Here is a 17,434-nt window from a genome sequence, read left to right as displayed (position 1 = left end):
AATCGGTCTCGTATGATGAATTTGGGTTATAAAAACCATTTCTTTTATAATATAGTGAGCTTTCTGGCCCCATTCTAGTCGGGCCGCTACGCCGACCGCAAGGCGATTAGAGCCTTTCCTTCCAGTGATAGAGCCACTCCAGCGCCTGACGCGGTGTCATGTCGTCCAGTCCTAGACTTCCCAGGCTCTCCAGCATGGGATGCGGCGTGCTGGCGAACAGGTCGGCCTGTTGCGGGGCACTGCCCGAGGCGGCGTTGTCGTCCGCGGGCAAGCTGCGCTGGCCCTGGTCGATTTCCTGCTGCTCGAGGCTGGCAAGCTTTTCCCGCGCCCGGGCGATCACTGCCTGGGGCACGCCGGCGAGCTGGGCGACCTGCAGGCCATAGCTCTGGCTGGCCGGGCCATCCTCCACCCGATGCATGAAGACGATGCCTTCCTTGTGCTCCGTGGCCGTCAGATGGACATTGGCCACGCCGCTGGCCTGCTCGGCCAGTGCGGTCATCTCGAAGTAGTGGGTGGCGAACAGTGTGAAGGCGCGACTGCGGGTCAGCTGCTCGGCGCTGGCCCAGGCCAGCGACAATCCATCGAAGGTGCTGGTGCCGCGTCCGATCTCGTCCATCAGCACCAGGCTGTGATCGGTGGCGTTGTGCAGGATATTGGCGGTTTCGGTCATCTCGACCATGAAGGTGGAGCGCCCGCCGGCCAGGTCGTCCGAGGAGCCGATACGGGTGAAGATGCGATCCACGGGGCCGATCGAGGCGGCGTCGGCGGGCACGAAGCTGCCAGTGTGGGCGAGCAGGGTGATCAGGGCAGCCTGTCGCATGTAGGTCGATTTACCGCCCATGTTGGGGCCGGTGATCACCAGCATGCGCCGCTCGTCATCCATATTCAGGTCGTTGGGCACGAAAGGTGTCTCGCTGACCTGCTCGACCACCGGATGGCGGCCGCCGCGAATGCTGAAGCCTGCCGTTTCGGGCAGTTCTGGACGCACGAAGTCCAGCGCCCGGGCGCGCTCGGCGAGGGTCGCGAGCACGTCCAGTGCCGCCAGTGCCTGGCCGGTGGCCTGGAGGGTGGAAAGCTCGGCGTTGAGGTCGTCGAGCAGGCCATCGTAGAGCAGTTTCTCGCGGGCCAGCGCACGGGACTTGGCCGACAGCGCCTTGTCCTCGAACTCCTTGAGCTCGGGGATGATGAAGCGCTCGGCGTTTTTCAGGGTCTGGCGGCGAATGTAGTCCACCGGCGCATCCCGGGCCTGGGCGCGGGGAATCTCGATATAGTAGCCGTGAACCCGGTTGTAGCCGACCTTGAGGCCGGGCAGGCCGGTGCGTTCGCGCTCTCGGGTCTCCAGTTCGACCAGGTAGTCGCCGGCGTGCTCGGCCAGGCCGCGATGTTCGTCGAGCTCGGCGTCGAATCCTTCGGCGATCACGCCGCCGTCGCGGATCACCACCGGCGGGTTCTCCACCAGGGCCCGGTTCAGCGTATCGGCCAGCGTCGGGTAGGGATGGATGCGGCGCTTGAGATCGTCCAGGGCGGTGCCCTCGTCGAAGCGGGCCAGTTCGGCCTCGAGATCGGGGAGGGCATTCAAGGCGTCGCGCAGTCTGGCGAGATCCCGGGGGCGGGCGCTGTAGAGGGCGACCCTGGCCAGGATGCGTTCCACATCGCCGATCGCCTTGAGGGCCTCGCGGGGCGCGACGAAGCCGTCACCGTCGAGCAGGGCGGCGACCGCGGCCTGGCGACCCGATACCTGGGCGCGATCGCGTAGCGGTCGATTGAGCCAGCGCTTGAGCAGGCGCGATCCCATGGCGGTGGAGGTGGTGTCGAGCACGCTGGCCAGGGTGTTGTCGGTGCCGCCGCCCAGGTTGACGCCGATCTCCAGGTTGCGGCGGCTGGCAGCGTCGATCACCACGGCGTCGTCGCGGCTTTCCACGCCGATGGCGGTGACATGAGGAAGCTGTGAGCGCTGGGTGTCGCGGGCGTAGTCGATCAGCACGCCGGCGGCGGTGATGGCGGCCTCCAGGTGCGCGCAGCCGAAGCCTCTCAGGTCCTGGACAGCGAACTGGTCGCACAGGGTGCGCGTGGCGCTTTCCAGGTCGAACAGCCAGTCGTTCTGCCGGCGCAGGCCCCGATGCGCCTCGAGGCCGGGCGGCAGGGTCAAGCTCTCGGCGACCAGCAGCTCGGCGGGATCCAGGCGAGTCAGTTCGGCCAGCGCCTCGGCTTCACCCTCGACCTCTAGCACGCTGAAGCGCCCGCTGGACAGCTCCAGCCAGGCCAGGCCCCAGCGCTCGCCGGCGGCGTGCAGCGCGACCACCAGGTTGTCGCGGCGGGCGTCGAGCAGCGCCTCGTCATACAGGGTGCCCGGCGTGACGATGCGCACCACCTTGCGCTCCACCGGGCCCTTGGCGGTACTCGGGTCGCCCATCTGCTCGCAGATGGCCACTGACTCGCCGGCGGCGACCAGTCGCGCTAGATAGCCTTCGGCGCTGTGATAAGGCACCCCGGCCATGGGAATCGGCTTGCCTGCCGATTGGCCGCGCTGTGTCAGGGTGATGTCGAGCAGGGCGGCGGCGCGCTTGGCATCATCGAAGAACAGTTCGTAGAAATCACCCATTCGATAGAAGAGCAGCACGTCCGGATGTTCGCGCTTGATCTTCAGATATTGGGCCATCATCGGGGTGTGCTGGGCGCTGGCCTGTGACATGGGCTTCCTTGGATTGCCGGTGGTGATGACGCGCATGCCATGCATGTCGCGGGCAAAGCCAGTATTCTACGCTCAAGGACGTTCGGCGTCAGGAGCGTCGTTGTCCAGTCACCATCGGCCTGGAGGACATCCCATGGCGTTACATGCCGAAAGTTCGGATCCCCTCGATCCGGCGAGACTCGCCGAATACCTGGGGCGCCTGTGCCGGGAGCGGGGCATCGTGGTCAGTACCGCAGAATCCTGTACCGGTGGTGGCGTGGCCAGTGCCATCACCTCGGTCGCCGGCAGCTCCGATTACTTCGAGACTGGCTACGTGACTTATGCCAATACCGCCAAGACGCGCCTGCTGGGTGTCTCGGAGGTTGCGCTGGCCGAGCACGGTGCGGTCAGCCGGCAGGTGGTAGAGGCCATGGTGGCCGGGGCCTGTGCCGAGAGCGGAGCCGACCTGGCCGTGGCCATCAGCGGCGTCGCCGGCCCCGGCGGCGGCACCGACGACAAGCCGGTGGGCACTGTGTGGCTGGCCTGGGGCGATGGATGGCAGCGCGCGGCCGAATGCCGGCACTTCCCTGGCGATCGCGATGCCGTGCGCGAGGCGGCGGTTCGCGAGGCGCTGGTGGGGTTGATTCGCTGGCTGACGCCGCACGAATAGCTCGTGCGGGGCTGGTCGAGCGGCGCTTTTTTCGTCATACTACTGTGCAATCATACAGTGAAGAGGGCGCGGCCGCCGGCCGGCTCTCGATTATTCGCTATCGCTTAGGAGGCCTGTCATGGCTCAGGACGAAAACCGTTCCAAGGCGTTGAACGCCGCGCTATCCCAGATCGATCGACAGTTCGGCAAGGGAACCGTGATGCGGTTGGGCGACACGCCGCGTGTGGTGATGCCGTCGGTCTCCACCGGCTCGCTGGGTCTGGATATCGCCCTGGGCATCGGCGGCCTTCCCTATGGGCGTGTCGTCGAGATCTTCGGCCCCGAATCCTCGGGCAAGACCACTCTGACGCTCGCGGTTATCGCCGAGGCACAGAAGCAGGGCAAGACGTGTGCCTTCATCGACGCCGAGCACGCTCTCGATCCCAGTTATGCCGAGAAGCTCGGCGTCAATCTCGACGATCTGCTGGTCTCTCAGCCCGACACCGGTGAGCAGGCGCTGGAAATCTGCGACATGCTGGTGCGCTCGGGCGGTGTCGACGTGATCATCATCGACTCGGTGGCTGCCTTGACGCCGCGGGCCGAGATCGAGGGCGAGATGGGCGATTCCCACGTCGGCCTGCAGGCACGCCTGATGTCCCAGGCGCTGCGCAAGGTGACCGGCCACATGAAGAGCGCCAACTGCATGGTGGTGTTCATCAACCAGATCCGCATGAAGATTGGCGTGATGTTCGGCAGCCCCGAGACCACCACCGGCGGCAACGCCCTGAAGTTCTATTCCAGCGTGCGCCTGGATATCCGGCGTACCGGTTCGGTGAAGCAGGGTGACGAGGTCGTCGGCAACGAGACGCGAGTCAAGGTGGTCAAGAACAAGGTAGCGCCGCCGTTCCGTCAGGCCGAGTTCCAGATCCTTTATGGCAAGGGCATCTACCATGCCGGGGAAGTGGTCGACCTGGGCGTCCAGTGTGGCCTGGTCGACAAGGCGGGCGCCTGGTACAGCTATCAGGGCAACAAGATCGGCCAGGGCAAGGCCAACGCCGCCCAGTTCCTCGAGGACAACCCGGCGGTGATGGAAGAGATTGAAAGCCAGATTCGCGCCCAGTTGCTGGCCGCTCCGGAACCTCGCGAGGAAGAAGCCGAGGCCGAGGCGTCCGTCGGCGAGGGTAGCGAGCGCGAGGACGGCCTGCTGTAAACGATGCGCGAGACGGCCGAGAGCACACCCCGGGACGATGCCATTCGCCTGCTGGCGAGGCGGGAATATGCCCGGGGCGAGTTGCGCGAGCGCCTGGCCGCGAAGGGCCATGCCGCCGAAGACGTAGAGGCCTGTCTGCTCGAGCTGGAAGAGCAGGGCCTGCAGTCCGACGCGCGTTTTGCCGAAAGCTTCCTGCGCTCCCGGGTCGCCCGGGGGCAGGGGCCACTCAAGTTGCGCGCCGAGCTTGGCCGTCGGGGTATCGACGATGATATCGCACGCCAGGCCTTCGCCGAGCTGGCCTCCGAAGTCGATTGGTTCGAGCTGGCCGCCGAAGTGCTGGCACGCCGTTTCTCGGGGCCCGGCCAGACGCCACGGGAGCGGGCCCGAAGGGAACGCTTCCTGGCCGGCCGGGGGTTCGATTTCGAACAGCTCCGACATGCGCTGACCCACGCCTGGGACAACGCCTGAGGCAATCCCACCCCTCCCGCCCTGTCGTTGCTTGACGACTGCGCTATAATGGCTCCCTTTGCGAAGGAAGCACTGACTAAATGCCAGCGTGGCTCGGTGCCTCGACCGTTGCTCGATGGTCGCCGGCCTGGCCGAAGCTTCGGCCAATCCCGCCAGCGTCGGTCGCGATATCCCGAGGGCCGCGTGCTCGAGCACGCTCGCCGATTTATTGAGTGCTTCCCAGTGCCCCGAGCGGCGTTCTCCGCTCGGAGGGCCACCATGCTTATCGTCACGGATATTCCATGAAAAGTGCAGACATCCGACAGGCCTTTCTGAGCTACTTCGAGGAGCGAGGGCACTCCATCGTCCCGTCAAGCTCCCTGGTGCCGGACAACGACCCGACCCTGCTGTTCACCAATGCCGGCATGGTGCCGTTCAAGGACGTCTTCCTGGGGCGCGACCCGCGCCCCTATGTGCGTGCGACCTCGGCCCAGCGCTGCGTGCGCGCCGGCGGCAAGCACAATGACCTGGACAACGTCGGCTATACCGCGCGTCACCACACCTTCTTCGAGATGCTGGGCAACTTCAGCTTCGGCGACTATTTCAAGCGCGATGCCATCCATTTTGCCTGGAACTTCCTCACCGAAGTGCTCGGCCTGCCGCGGGAAAAACTCTGGGTCACCGTCCATGTCAGCGACGATGAGGCCGAGCGCATCTGGAAGGACGAGGTGGGCATCGACCCCGAGCGCTTCTCCCGGCTCGATGAGGACAACTTCTGGCAGATGGGCGACACCGGCCCCTGCGGGCCGAGTTCCGAGGTCTTCTTCGACCATGGCCCCGAGGTGTGGGGTGGCCCTCCCGGCAGCCCCGAGGAGGATGGCGACCGCTACATCGAGATCTGGAATCTGGTGTTCATGCAGTACGACCGCGATGCCGCCGGCAACATGAACCCCTTGCCCAAGCCGTCCATCGATACCGGCATGGGGCTGGAGCGCATCGCCGCGGTCATGCAGGGCGTGCACTCGAACTACGAGATCGACCTGTTCCAGAACCTGCTCGCCGCCGCCGCCAAAGCGACGGGCCATGACGACATTACGGCGCCTTCGCTACGCGTGATCGCCGATCACATTCGCTCCTGTGCCTTCCTGATCACCGATGGCGTTCTGCCCTCCAACGAGGGGCGTGGCTATGTACTGCGTCGCATCATTCGGCGTGCTGTGCGTCACGGCCACAAGCTCGGCGCTCAGGGCAGTTTCTTCCACAAGCTGGTGGCGGCGCTGGACGCAGAGATGGGCGAGGCCTATCCGGAGCTGCGCGAGGCTCGCGATCAGATCGAGCGCGTGCTGCTCAAGGAAGAGGAGCAGTTCGCGCGGACCCTGGAGCATGGCATGGGGCTGCTCGGGGAAGCGCTGGATGCCCTCGAGGGCGACACCCTGCCCGGGGAGACGGTGTTCAAACTCTATGACACCTATGGCTTCCCCTTCGACCTGACCGCGGATGTATGCCGCGAGCGCGGCGTCTCGCTGGACGAGGCCGGTTTCGGGCGCGAACTGGAGGCCCAGCGCGAGCGTGCCCGGGCGGCCAGTCAGTTCGGCGTCGACTACGGCGCGGCGCTGGAGCTCGAAGGCGAGACCGATTTCACCGGTTACGACCGGCTCGAGGATCGTGCCACCGTGGTGGCCCTGGTCGACGGGCAAGGCAATGCCCTGGCGCGGCTCGAGGCTGAACAGCAGGGCGTGGTGGTGCTCGATCGCACGCCCTTCTATGGCGAGTCCGGCGGCCAGGTCGGCGACACCGGCTATCTCGAGCTCGAGGGCGGACGTTTTCTCGTCGAGGACACCCAGAAGCAGGCGGGGCATCATCTGCACCAGGGCCGCCTGCTCAAGGGCGAGCTCGAGGTCGGCGCCAGCGTGACGCCGCGCGTCGATCCGAGCCTGCGGGCCGCCACGGTACGCAACCACTCGGCGACTCACCTGCTGCACAAGGCATTGCGCATGGTGCTGGGCGATCATGTCCAGCAGAAGGGCTCGCTGGTGACCCCGGAACGCCTGCGTTTCGATTTCAGCCACTTCGAGCCGATGACTGCCGAGCAACTGGCCGAGGTCGAGCGGTTGGTCAATGAGCAGGTGTTGGCCAACGCGCCGACCCGCATCGAGCAGATGACGCTCGACGAGGCCAAGGAAAAGGGCGCCGCGGCGCTGTTCGAGGCCAAGTATGCCGACAGCGTGCGAGTGCTGACCATCGGCGCCGACGATTTCTCCGTCGAGCTATGCGGCGGGACGCACGTAGCGCGCAGCGGTGACATCGGCTGTTGCCACATCGTCGCCGAGGCCGGCATCGCCAGTGGTGTGCGCCGCATCGAGGCGATCACCGGCGAAGGCGCCCTGGCCTACTTCCGTGAGCAGGAGGCGCGAGTGGCCCGCATCGGCGAGCGTCTGAAGGCCAAGCCGGAGCAGGTCGAGGAGCGCGTGACCTCGCTGGTCGAGCGCAATCGCGACCTGGAAAAGAAACTTGAGCGTCTCAAGGCCAAGCTGGCCAGCGCCGCCGGCAGCGACATGCTCGACGAAGCCCGCGAGGTCAAGGGCATCAAAGTGCTGGCCAAACGCCTCGAAGGCGTCTCCGGCAAGGAACTGCGCGGCCTGCTCGACCAGCTCAAGAACAAGCTCGGCTCGGGCGTGGTGGTGCTCGGCGTGGGCGACGAGCAGGCCGGCAAGGTCAGCTTGATCGCCGGGGTCACCGATGACCTGACCGGCCGGGTCAAGGCCGGCGAACTGGTCAATCACGTGGCCTCGCAGGTCGGCGGCAAGGGCGGGGGACGGCCCGACATGGCCCAGGCCGGTGGTAGCGATGTCCCGGCCCTGCCCGGCGCGCTGGATAGCGTGCCCGTATGGGTCGAGTCCAAGCTCTGATGATCATGGGGGCCGAAGGTGGGATGCCTTCGGCCCCTGGTTTATAAAGCCAACCGTTTTCATTCGAACGCTAACCCGGATACGAGGGACAACGATAAATGGCACTATACGTACAGAAGTTCGGTGGCACCTCGGTGGGCTCCGTGGAGCGCATCAAGGCTGTGGCCGAGAAGGTCAAGGGCTTCCGTGATGCGGGGCACCAGGTTGTGGTCGTGGTTTCCGCGATGAGCGGCGAGACCAACCGACTGATTGGCCTGGCCAACGATATCAACGACGAGCCGACGCCGCGCGAGATGGACATGCTGGTCTCCACCGGTGAGCAGGTGACCATCTCGCTGCTGGCCATGGCGCTGCACAAGCTCGGCGTGCCGGCTACCTCCTACACGGGTTCCCAGGTCGGCATCATGACCGACAGCGCCCATACCAAGGCGCGCATCCAGCGTATCGAGACCGAGGACATGCGCCAGGATCTGAACGACGGCCAGGTCGCTGTGGTCGCCGGTTTCCAGGGTGTCGACGAGGAAGGCAACATCACCACGCTGGGGCGCGGTGGCTCCGACACCACTGGGGTGGCCCTGGCCGCGGCGCTGGGCGCCGACGAGTGCCAGATCTACACCGACGTCGACGGCGTCTACACCACCGACCCGCGGGTCTGCTCCCGGGCACAGCGTCTGGATACCATCACCGTCGAGGAGATGCTGGAACTGGCGAGCCTGGGCTCCAAGGTCCTGCAGATCCGCGCCGTCGAGTTCGCCGGCAAATACAATGTTCCGCTGCGCGTGCTGTCCAGTTTCGAGGACGGCCCGGGCACACTGATCGTCGCAGATTCCGACAATGACGAGGACTCCATGGAAGAACCGCTGATCTCCGGTATTGCCTTCACCGCCAACGAGGCCAAGCTGACGCTGCTCAACACGCCCGATGTGCCCGGTGTGGCGTCGCGCATCCTGGGGCCGATCGCCGATGCCAACATCGAGATCGACATGATCGTGCAGAACGTGGCGCCGGCTGGCGATTACACCGACTTCACCTTCACCGTGGCCAAGAGCGACTACAAGCAGACCCTGCGCATCCTCGAGGATGAAGTGCTGCCCGCGCTGGGCGAGGGCGAGGTCAAGGGCGACGACAACATCGCCAAGGTCTCGCTGGTCGGTGTCGGCATGCGTTCCCATGCCGGCGTGGCGTCCAAGATGTTCCGCGTGCTGTCGGAAGAAAACATCAACATCCGCATGGTTTCCACATCCGAGATCAAGATCTCCGTGGTGATCGACGAAAAGCACATGGAGCTGGCGGTGCGCGCCCTGCACAAGGCCTTCGGGCTCGACAAGGCCGACATCGAAAGCGAATAAACGGCACCCGGGTTCGCCGACAGCTTCTACGCTGGTAGGGAGTCCATGACACTGGAGTGAAAGGGCTTCCTTTCAACGTGATGATGCAGTGTCATGGTCGGCACTATTGGCTCGGGGGCGACATCGTGCCATGGTGACACGCGCCGTCGTCCCCTGTAGGTGGCAGCATCCCGTAGCCAGAAGTCTGAAAAGGAGATCAGTCATGCTCATCCTGACCCGCCGCGTCGGCGAAACCCTGATGATTGGCGACGATATTACCGTCACCGTCCTTGGGGTAAAGGGCAACCAGGTCCGCATTGGTGTTAACGCACCCAAGGATGTCGCCGTGCACCGCGAAGAGATCTATCAGCGCATCCAGCGCGAGAAATCCGACGACGGTGCCGACGACGAGACAAATTGAGCTTCGATACCGGCGTGTGTCGACGCCGGGTCGAGTGAGAAATGTTCTCCGAATGCTGGACAATGGCCTTTTAAATCGGTAGGATGCGCACCGTGCCGATGAGGGAGAGGTGGCCGAGTGGCTGAAGGCGCTCCCCTGCTAAGGGAGTAAGGGGTTAATAGCCCCTTCGAGGGTTCGAATCCCTCCCTCTCCGCCAAGTTCGGCATGGTGAAGGTTGCGCCCGTAGCTCAGCTGGATAGAGTACCTGACTACGAATCAGGTGGTCGGAGGTTCGAATCCTCCCGGGCGCGCCACTTCCCTACAGATGAATCCATATTCATCGTACCCAGGGATTCACCGTCAATGTCAACGAGTCGTATCGTTGTGTGCTGCGCCCGTAGCTCAGCTGGATAGAGTACCTGACTACGAATCAGGTGGTCGGAGGTTCGAATCCTCCCGGGCGCGCCAGATTCCGACCCGTCCTCCTCGCGAGGGCGGGTCTTTTGGTTTTCTGTCGTCATTTTCTCGCTAGCCGGAGTGCGCGTGCCCATAGAGGGGCCTCGACTCCGCGATCGTTTGAGGCGCCGTCGCAATGCGACGAGCGTCTCTTTTTTTAATCCCTTCTTTTAATTAATTCTTCTCGTTTCCGATTCAGACCGTTTCATCCAAGGCCTCGTCGCAGCTTTCCGGTTCGGGAGACGTCGCGGCGGAAGAGGCGATGTGAGCAAGGCTTGTCCGCTCCACGACGAAGTCGACGAAGGTGCGGACCTTCGGCGAGATCAGGCGCCCGCCGGGGAAGACGGCATTGAACTCGACTTCCGGGCCTTCCCATTCCGGCAGAATACGTTTCAAGCGATGTTCTTCCGGCCCCAGGCAGGCAACGGCCTCGCTGGTGAGCATCAGGCCCGAGCCGTCGAGCAATAGCCCTCGCAGCACGAAAGGGTCGTTGGCGACGGAAACGGGGTCCAGCTCGATTTCCTGCTGCTGAATGCCCTTGTGCAACCGCCAGAAGAAGCGTTGCCCACGTTGGTCGGTACTCCTGGCCAGGGTGGGGTGGTAGGCCAGGTCGGCCGGTTCCCGTGGCTCGCCGTATCGCGCGATATAGCGACTGCTGGCATAGATGAAGGAGCGATATCGTGCCAGGGGGCGGGCCACCAGGCTGGAGTCGGGCAGCGGGCCGATGCGCAGCGCGACGTCGATCTGTTGGGCGACCAGGTCAAGTCGTTCATTGGAGAGCACCAGGTCGATCTTCACTTCCGGGTAGAGGGTGCGGAAATCCCGCATCAGGGCCGAGGTAAAGTCGGTGCACATGGTGAAGGGCGCGGTGACCCTCAGCCAGCCGCGTGGATTGCCTTCGAGCCGTTGCACGGCGCTTTCGGCTTCGCCGAGCTCCTGCACGATACGATGGCAATAATCGTAATAGACGCCTCCGGCCTCGGTCAGGCTCAGCCTGCGGGTGGTGCGATTCAGCAGGCGTGCGCCCAGTCGCAGTTCCAGCGCCTGAATCTTGCGGCTCACGGTGGTCTTGGGAATGCTCAGCAATCGGGAAGCTGCAGTGAAACTGCCTTGTTCCACGACCCTGGCGAAGATCAAGGCATCGTTGAGATCTTGCTGCATCATCGGCGTCCTGTGTGAGCCGGCTAACTGTTCCGTCAGTGGAACAGTATTTCCCTGATATCCCGGCTAATCAAAAATCCCTTCGGCTTCTAAGGTGGTGTGCTGCAGCGCATGCCGACGATGTCGATTTTCCTCCATCCAGTGCGATTAGAGGATATTCACGACATTTCATCCGTCATGACCTGGCGGTTGCCGGCAATGCATTCGCCGTCACGAGTCGATCGAGGGACTGCCATGAACGTCCACAAGATGTTCTTGCCATCGTTGTGTCAGCGTTTCCCCATGGTGGCCGCCATGGGGGTGGGGTTAAGCGTGCTGGCCGGTTGCGACAGCCAGGCCGACGGTGCCCCGGAGGAACCACCTCCTCCTCAGGTTAGCGTGGCTGAGGTGGTGGTCAAGGACGTGAGTTTCTGGGATGAATTCACCGGGCGCATCGATGCGGTGGATGAGGTGGAGCTGCGTCCGCGCGTCTCGGGCTACCTGGAGGAGATCCACTACAGCGAGGGGCAGACCGTGGAGAAGGGGACGGTGCTGTTCACCATCGACCCACGCCCCTACCAGGCCGATCTGGCCCGCGCCGAGGCTGAGCTCGAGCGCGCCCGCGCCAGGGCTGAACTGACTCGCAGCGAAGCCGGCCGGGCCGAGACCCTGGCCCAATCCCGCTCCATTTCCCGCGAGGTGCTGGATCAGCGCCGGGCCACCGCCGCCCAGGCCGAGGCCGATATCCTGGCCGCCCGAGCCGAGGTCGAGAGGGCACGCCTGAACGTGGAGTTCACCGAGGTGCGAGCGCCCATTTCGGGGCGTACGGGGCGCGCCCTGGTGACCGTCGGCAACCTGGTGTCGGATGCTACCGCGCTGACTTCCATCGTTTCGCTGGACAAGGTCCATGTCCATTTCTACAGCGACGAACAGACCTTCCTGAACTACGGCGAACTGGCGCGTTCCGGCGAACGCTCGAGTTCTCGCGAGGAGCGCACGCCGGTGCGCGTCGGGTTGGCCAACGACACCGGCTATCCGTACGCGGGCGAGGTGGACTTCGTCGATAACAGGCTGGATGCCACCACGGGCACCATGATGGTCCGCGCCGTGCTCGACAATGATGAGGGGCGCTTTACGCCGGGCATGTTCGCCCGGGTGCAACTGCTCGGTAACAGTGCCGAAGACGCGCTGCTGATCGACGACAAGGCGGTATTGACCGATCAGGACCGCAAGTATGTCTACGTCGTCGACGATGAGGGGATTGCTCAGCGCAAGGATATTCGGCCGGGACGCATGGCCGATGGACTCAGGGTGGTCGAGACAGGGCTGAAGTCGGGAGAGCGCGTGGTGGTCAAGGGTGCCCATCGGATCTTCTACCCGGGCATGCAGGTGGCGGCGGAAAGCGTCGACATGGAAAGCACTCCCGAGCCTGCCGGGCTGGCCGTTCACTAGGCTTCGACTCGCACTTAATCACCGAGAGCAGGCACTTTTCGTACAGACCTTGGGGTGGGCGCCGGGCGTCCGGCCCGAAGGGGAGGCATTGCCATGGATTTTGCGAAGTTCTTCGTCGACCGTCCAATCTTTGCTGCGGTACTGTCGATTCTCATCTTTGTCGCTGGCGTGATCACCGTTCCGCTGATGCCGGTCAGCGAGTATCCGGACGTGGTGCCGCCTTCGGTCGTGGTGCGCACGGCCTATCCGGGGGCCAACCCCAAGGTCATCGCCGAGACAGTGGCCTCCCCGCTGGAAGAGTCGATCAACGGTGTCGAGGACATGATGTACCTCAAGTCGGTGGCCGGCTCCGATGGCGTGCTGCAGATGACCGTGACGTTTCGCCCCGGTACCGATCCGGATGATGCGGCGGTCAAGGTGCAGAACCGGGTCAGTCAGGCGCTGGCGAGGTTGCCCGAGGATGTACGACGACAGGGCGTGACCACGCAGAAGCAGTCGCCGACCTTTTTGATGGTCGTGCACCTGACCTCGCCCGATGGTCGCTACGACACGCTCTACTTGCGCAACTATGCACGGCTGCACGTCAAGGATGCGTTGGCGCGCCTCCAGGGGGTCGGGGAGGCGCAGATCTTTGGCGGTGGCGATTACGCCATGCGGGCCTGGCTCGACCCGGACAAGGTTGCCGCGCGGGGGCTGACGGCCAGCGACGTGGTGGGAGCGATACGCGAGCAGAACGTCCAGGTCTCGGCCGGCCAACTCGGCGCCGAACCCATGCCCGACAGTGACTTCCTGACTCTGATAAATGCCCGAGGGCGCCTGACCACCGAGCGGGAGTTCGGCGATATTGTGCTCAAGAGCAGCGCCAATGGCGAAATCGTGCGGTTGGCCGATGTCGCTCGACTGGAGCTCGGGGCCGGCGACTACACCCTGCGCTCGCAACTGGATGGCAACGACGCGGTCGCCATCGGCGTCTTTCAGGCGCCGGGCGCGAATGCCCTGGAAATCCAGGAGCAGGTCATCGACACCATGGACGAGCTGTCCCAGTGGTTCCCGGAAGGCGTCGAGTACGAGGCGGTGTACGACACTACCATCTTCGTGCGCGACTCGATCGGGTCGGTGATCAAGACGCTGCTCGAGGCGGTGCTGCTGGTGGTGCTGGTGGTTACGCTCTTCCTGCAGACCTGGCGTGCTTCGATCATTCCTTTGATCGCGGTGCCGGTATCGGTGGTGGGCACCTTCGCTGTGCTCTACCTGCTGGGCTTCTCGATCAATACCTTGACCCTGTTTGGCTTGGTGCTGGCGATCGGCATCGTGGTCGATGACGCCATCGTGGTGGTCGAGAATGTCGAGCGCAACATCGGGGATGGCCTGGCGCCGCTGGCCGCTGCGCATCAGGCGATGAGAGAGGTCTCTGGCCCGATCATCGCCATCGGCCTGGTGCTGTGCGCGGTCTTCGTGCCGATGGCGTTTCTGTCCGGCGTCACCGGGCAGTTCTACCGTCAGTTCGCGGCAACCATCGCCATCTCCACGATCATTTCCACGATCAACTCGCTTACCCTGTCGCCAGCCTTGGCGGCGATGCTGCTCAAGCCACATGATGCGCCCAGGGATCGGCTGACGCGCTTGATCGACCTGTTGCTCGGCTGGGTGTTCCGCCCCTTCAATCGCTTCTTCGGCAGCAGCTCGGAGAAGTATCAGGGGGCGGTCGCGCGATCGTTGCATCGGCGGGGTGCCGTGTTCGCGGTCTATGCGCTGTTGCTGGTGGGGACCGGGCTGATGTTCCAGGCGGTCCCGCCGGGCTTCATTCCGACCCAGGACAAGCAGTACCTGATCGCTGGCGTCAAGCTGCCGGAAGGAGCCTCGCTGTCGCGTACCGATGAGCTGTTGAGCCAGGTCGGCGATATTGCCATGGAGAGTGAGGAAGTAACGCATTCGATCGCCTTCCCGGGGCTCAATGCGCTGCAGTTCACCAATACGCCGAACAGCGGCGTGGTCTTCCTGACCTTATCGCCGTTCGACGAGCGAAGTCGCTCGGCGGCCGAGATCAACGCCGAGATCAACCAGAAAATCGCCGGCTTGCAGGACGGCTTTACCTTCTCGTTCATGCCGCCGCCGATCCTGGGGCTGGGCAATGGCAACGGCTGGCAGATGTTCGTCGAGGATCGTGCTGGCCTGGGCTACGGGGCGCTGCAGAACGCGGTACAGGGCTTTCAGGGTGCGATTGCGCAGACCGAGGGCATGGGCTTTCCGATCACCAGCTATCAGGCCAACGTGCCCCAACTGGATGCCGAGGTCGATCGGGTCAAGGCCAAGACCCAGGGTGTGCCGCTGACGGCGCTGTTCGATACGTTGCAGACCTATCTCGGCTCGACCTACGTCAACGACTTCAACCAGTTCGGCCGCACCTGGCAGGTGATCGCCCAGGCCGATGCTTCCTTTCGCGACGATGTCGAGGACATAGCCGAGTTGCGTACCCGCAACGAGAGCGGCGAGATGGTGCCGATCGGCTCGATGGTGCGGATCGACCAGACTTTCGGGCCGGATCCGGTATTGCGCTACAACGGCTATCCCGCCGCCGACCTGGCCGGTGAAGCGGATCCACGGGTACTGTCCTCGACACAGGCGATGGAGGCGCTTGAGGAACTCGCCGCCACGGTGTTGCCCAATGGTATGGACATCGAGTGGACGGATCTGAGCTTTCAGCAGGCCACCCAGGGCAATGCCGCGCTGGTGGTGTTCCCGCTGTCGGTGATGCTGGTGTTCCTGGCCCTGGCCGCGCTCTACGAGAGCTGGACCCTGCCACTGGCCGTGATTCTGATCGTGCCGATGTGCATGCTTTCGGCGTTGCTCGGTGTGTGGTTCATGAAGGGCGACAACAATATCTTCGTCCAGGTGGGCCTGGTGGTATTGATCGGTCTGGCATGCAAGAACGCCATCCTGATCGTCGAGTTTGCCCGAGAGCTGGAGCGCCAAGGGCGCGGTATCGTCGAGGCAGCGCTGGAAGCCTGCCGCCTGCGCCTGCGGCCGATCATCATGACCTCGATCACCTTCACTGCCGCGGTGGCTCCGCTGATGCTGGCCAGCGGCGCAGGTGCCGAGGTGCGTCAGGCGCTCGGCGTGGCGGTCTTCGCCGGCATGCTCGGCGTGACGCTGTTCGGGCTGTTCCTGACGCCGGTGTTCTATGTCGCGTTGCGCAAGCTGGTGACGCGCGGCGAGCGGGCACAGCCGGCGGCGGAAGGCTATCAAGCGTGAAGCTATCAGGCGTGAAGGGCCTCTTCACTGTCTGAACCATGCGAGGCGCGGGCCATTGGCTCGTGCCTCGTTGCCATGGATGCTTGCCCTATCGGGTCCGGTTCTTCTGACGTCGCCGAGGCCCGTAGTCCCGCCAGGAAATCATCCAGATCCGTGATGCGCCGCAGGGCCTGGAAGCAGCGTGCCGCTTCGGGATCTCGTCCGCGCATGTGGTTCATCCACTGCTTTAGTCGAGCCACCACGGCTTTCTGTGAAAGTATGCTACGCTGCATTGCAGCATATTCGAGCAGTAGACTGGCCTTATCGGACCAGGGAGTCGGGGGAAGGTGTTCGCCGGTACCCTGCCAATGGCGGATGCGGGGTGCCAGGCCGGGGTCGGCCAGGGCGCCGCGACCGAGCATGACATCGCGGCAGCCCGAGAGGGTGCGGGCCTTCCAGTAATCCTCGAGAGTCCAGATGTCGCCGTTTGCGATCACCGGGATCGACAGTCGGTGGCGAATGCGGCCGATCCACTCCCAGTGCGCCGGTGGGCGATAGCCCTCGTTGCGGGTGCGGGCGTGAACCACCAGTTGGCTGGCGCCGCCGTCCTCGGTGGCGCGGGCGCAGTCCAGTGCCAGGCGTCGATCGGCGAATCCCAGGCGGATCTTGGCCGTTACCGGAATGGCGTCGCCCACGGCGTCGTGGACGGCGCTGACGGCAGTGCGCAGACGCCACGGGGTGCGCAACATGGAAGCGCCCCCGTCGTGTCGGTTGACCAGTTTGGCGGGGCAGCCAAAGTTGAGATCGAGACTCGTCGCGCCGAGCGCGAGCGCCTGGCGTGCGTTGGCCGCTAGAGCCGCGGGATCCGAGCCCAGCAACTGCAGGTGCACGGGGGCGCCGCTGGGTGTGCAGGGAGGTCCAGCGGCCAGTTCAGGGCAGTGACGAAGGAAGACACGCGGCGGCAGGCGAGCGTCCACCACGCGCACGAATTCGGTCACCGTCCAGTCGATGCCGGCGGTGCGGGTCAGCAGGTCGCGTGTCGCGGCATCGATGACCCCTTCCATGGGGGCTAGGCCGATACGACCATCATGTAGTAAATTAACAACGTCGACTTCCACCATGGCGTCATTGTAATTCATTGCGAGGTTGGCAGGTTATAGCCTCAGCATTCATGTGTTCGTCATCGGCATATCCGGATGGCGGCGCGAACGAGGAGCAGACCGCATGCAGGATACGCAGTTATTGAACGAGGGCTTTGCCCTGATGGGGCTCGGCATGGGGTTCGTATTCGTCTTCCTGACCGTTCTGGTGATTACCACGACCCTGATGTCCTGGGTCATCGGGCGATATTTCCCGGAGCCGGTGCCGGCCCATCCTTCGTCGACCTCAGGTCGGTCGGCTGCAGCTCGCGATGATGACGTCATGGCCGCGATCAGCGCCGCCGTGCACCGCCATCGCCGTCGTCACCGACGCTGAGCGATAAGGGAATCGCTTTCCTTGCCCTTCGTTTCATGACGACTCATTTCAGATACAACGATAAG

At 64.2% G+C, this 17,434-nt stretch carries 12 protein-coding genes and 3 tRNA genes; 12 read left to right on the top strand and 3 right to left on the bottom strand.

The window, feature by feature from the left end:
- Positions 1-106: 106 nt before the first annotated feature.
- Entirely contained in the window at positions 107-2,692 is a 2,586-nt protein-coding gene (mutS, locus tag FZZ93_RS09860) for a DNA mismatch repair protein MutS (RefSeq protein WP_149322156.1), read from the bottom strand.
- Positions 2,693-2,825: 133 nt separating this feature from the next.
- Here mutS and FZZ93_RS09855 point away from each other — a divergent pair, with 133 nt between their 5' ends.
- The 9 genes from FZZ93_RS09855 (at position 2,826) to FZZ93_RS09815 (ending at position 10,082) form a co-directional block, all read left to right on the top strand.
- Positions 2,826-3,341 (top strand): CinA family protein, encoded by a 516-nt coding sequence (locus tag FZZ93_RS09855; protein WP_149322155.1) that lies wholly within the window; start codon positions 2,826-2,828, stop codon positions 3,339-3,341.
- 118 nt (positions 3,342-3,459) lie between these two features.
- Positions 3,460-4,530, top strand: coding sequence for a recombinase RecA (recA, locus tag FZZ93_RS09850; protein ID WP_149322154.1), 1,071 nt, complete (start codon positions 3,460-3,462; stop codon positions 4,528-4,530).
- 3 nt (positions 4,531-4,533) lie between these two features.
- Entirely contained in the window at positions 4,534-4,998 is a 465-nt protein-coding gene (locus tag FZZ93_RS09845) for a regulatory protein RecX (protein WP_149322153.1), read from the top strand.
- 281 nt (positions 4,999-5,279) lie between these two features.
- Positions 5,280-7,886 carry an alanine--tRNA ligase gene (gene alaS, locus FZZ93_RS09840; protein ID WP_149322152.1) on the top strand — a complete coding sequence of 869 codons (2,607 nt, stop codon included), beginning with the start codon at positions 5,280-5,282 and terminating at the stop codon, positions 7,884-7,886.
- 98 nt (positions 7,887-7,984) lie between these two features.
- Positions 7,985-9,235, top strand: a complete 1,251-nt coding sequence (locus tag FZZ93_RS09835) for an aspartate kinase (RefSeq protein WP_149322151.1) — start codon at positions 7,985-7,987, stop codon at positions 9,233-9,235.
- A 202-nt stretch (positions 9,236-9,437) separates the two neighbouring features.
- On the top strand, positions 9,438-9,635 hold the full coding sequence (csrA, locus tag FZZ93_RS09830) for a carbon storage regulator CsrA (protein WP_149322150.1): 198 nt from the start codon (positions 9,438-9,440) through the stop codon (positions 9,633-9,635).
- 103 nt (positions 9,636-9,738) lie between these two features.
- A tRNA-Ser gene (locus tag FZZ93_RS09825) sits at positions 9,739-9,831 on the top strand.
- A gap of 20 nt (positions 9,832-9,851) precedes the next feature.
- Positions 9,852-9,928, top strand: a tRNA-Arg gene (locus tag FZZ93_RS09820).
- 77 nt (positions 9,929-10,005) lie between these two features.
- A tRNA-Arg gene (locus tag FZZ93_RS09815) sits at positions 10,006-10,082 on the top strand.
- Between the two features lie 183 nt (positions 10,083-10,265).
- On the opposite strand, the gene FZZ93_RS09810 is transcribed toward FZZ93_RS09815, so the two are convergent.
- A complete protein-coding gene (locus tag FZZ93_RS09810; protein WP_149322149.1) occupies positions 10,266-11,234 on the bottom strand; it encodes a LysR family transcriptional regulator in 969 nt (322 codons plus the stop codon).
- Positions 11,235-11,465: 231 nt separating this feature from the next.
- Here FZZ93_RS09810 and FZZ93_RS09805 point away from each other — a divergent pair, with 231 nt between their 5' ends.
- Both FZZ93_RS09805 and FZZ93_RS09800 read left to right on the top strand, forming a co-directional pair.
- Positions 11,466-12,662, top strand: coding sequence for an efflux RND transporter periplasmic adaptor subunit (locus FZZ93_RS09805; protein WP_149322148.1), 1,197 nt, complete (start codon positions 11,466-11,468; stop codon positions 12,660-12,662).
- 93 nt (positions 12,663-12,755) lie between these two features.
- Positions 12,756-15,914, top strand: coding sequence for an efflux RND transporter permease subunit (locus FZZ93_RS09800; RefSeq protein WP_149322147.1), 3,159 nt, complete (start codon positions 12,756-12,758; stop codon positions 15,912-15,914).
- Between the two features lie 5 nt (positions 15,915-15,919).
- On the opposite strand, the gene FZZ93_RS09795 is transcribed toward FZZ93_RS09800, so the two are convergent.
- Positions 15,920-16,957 carry a tRNA dihydrouridine synthase gene (locus tag FZZ93_RS09795; protein ID WP_246146178.1) on the bottom strand — a complete coding sequence of 346 codons (1,038 nt, stop codon included), beginning with the start codon at positions 16,955-16,957 and terminating at the stop codon, positions 15,920-15,922.
- Positions 16,958-17,117: 160 nt separating this feature from the next.
- On the opposite strand from FZZ93_RS09795, the gene FZZ93_RS09790 reads away from it, so the two are divergent.
- On the top strand, positions 17,118-17,369 hold the full coding sequence (locus FZZ93_RS09790) for an OadG family protein (RefSeq protein ID WP_149322146.1): 252 nt from the start codon (positions 17,118-17,120) through the stop codon (positions 17,367-17,369).
- Positions 17,370-17,434 lie beyond the last annotated feature (65 nt).

Origin of the sequence: Halomonas eurihalina (assembly GCF_008274785.1) — a bacterium.
GTDB classification, from domain to species: Bacteria; Pseudomonadota; Gammaproteobacteria; order Pseudomonadales; family Halomonadaceae; genus Halomonas; species Halomonas eurihalina.
This window is presented reverse-complemented; position numbering and strand designations above follow the sequence as displayed.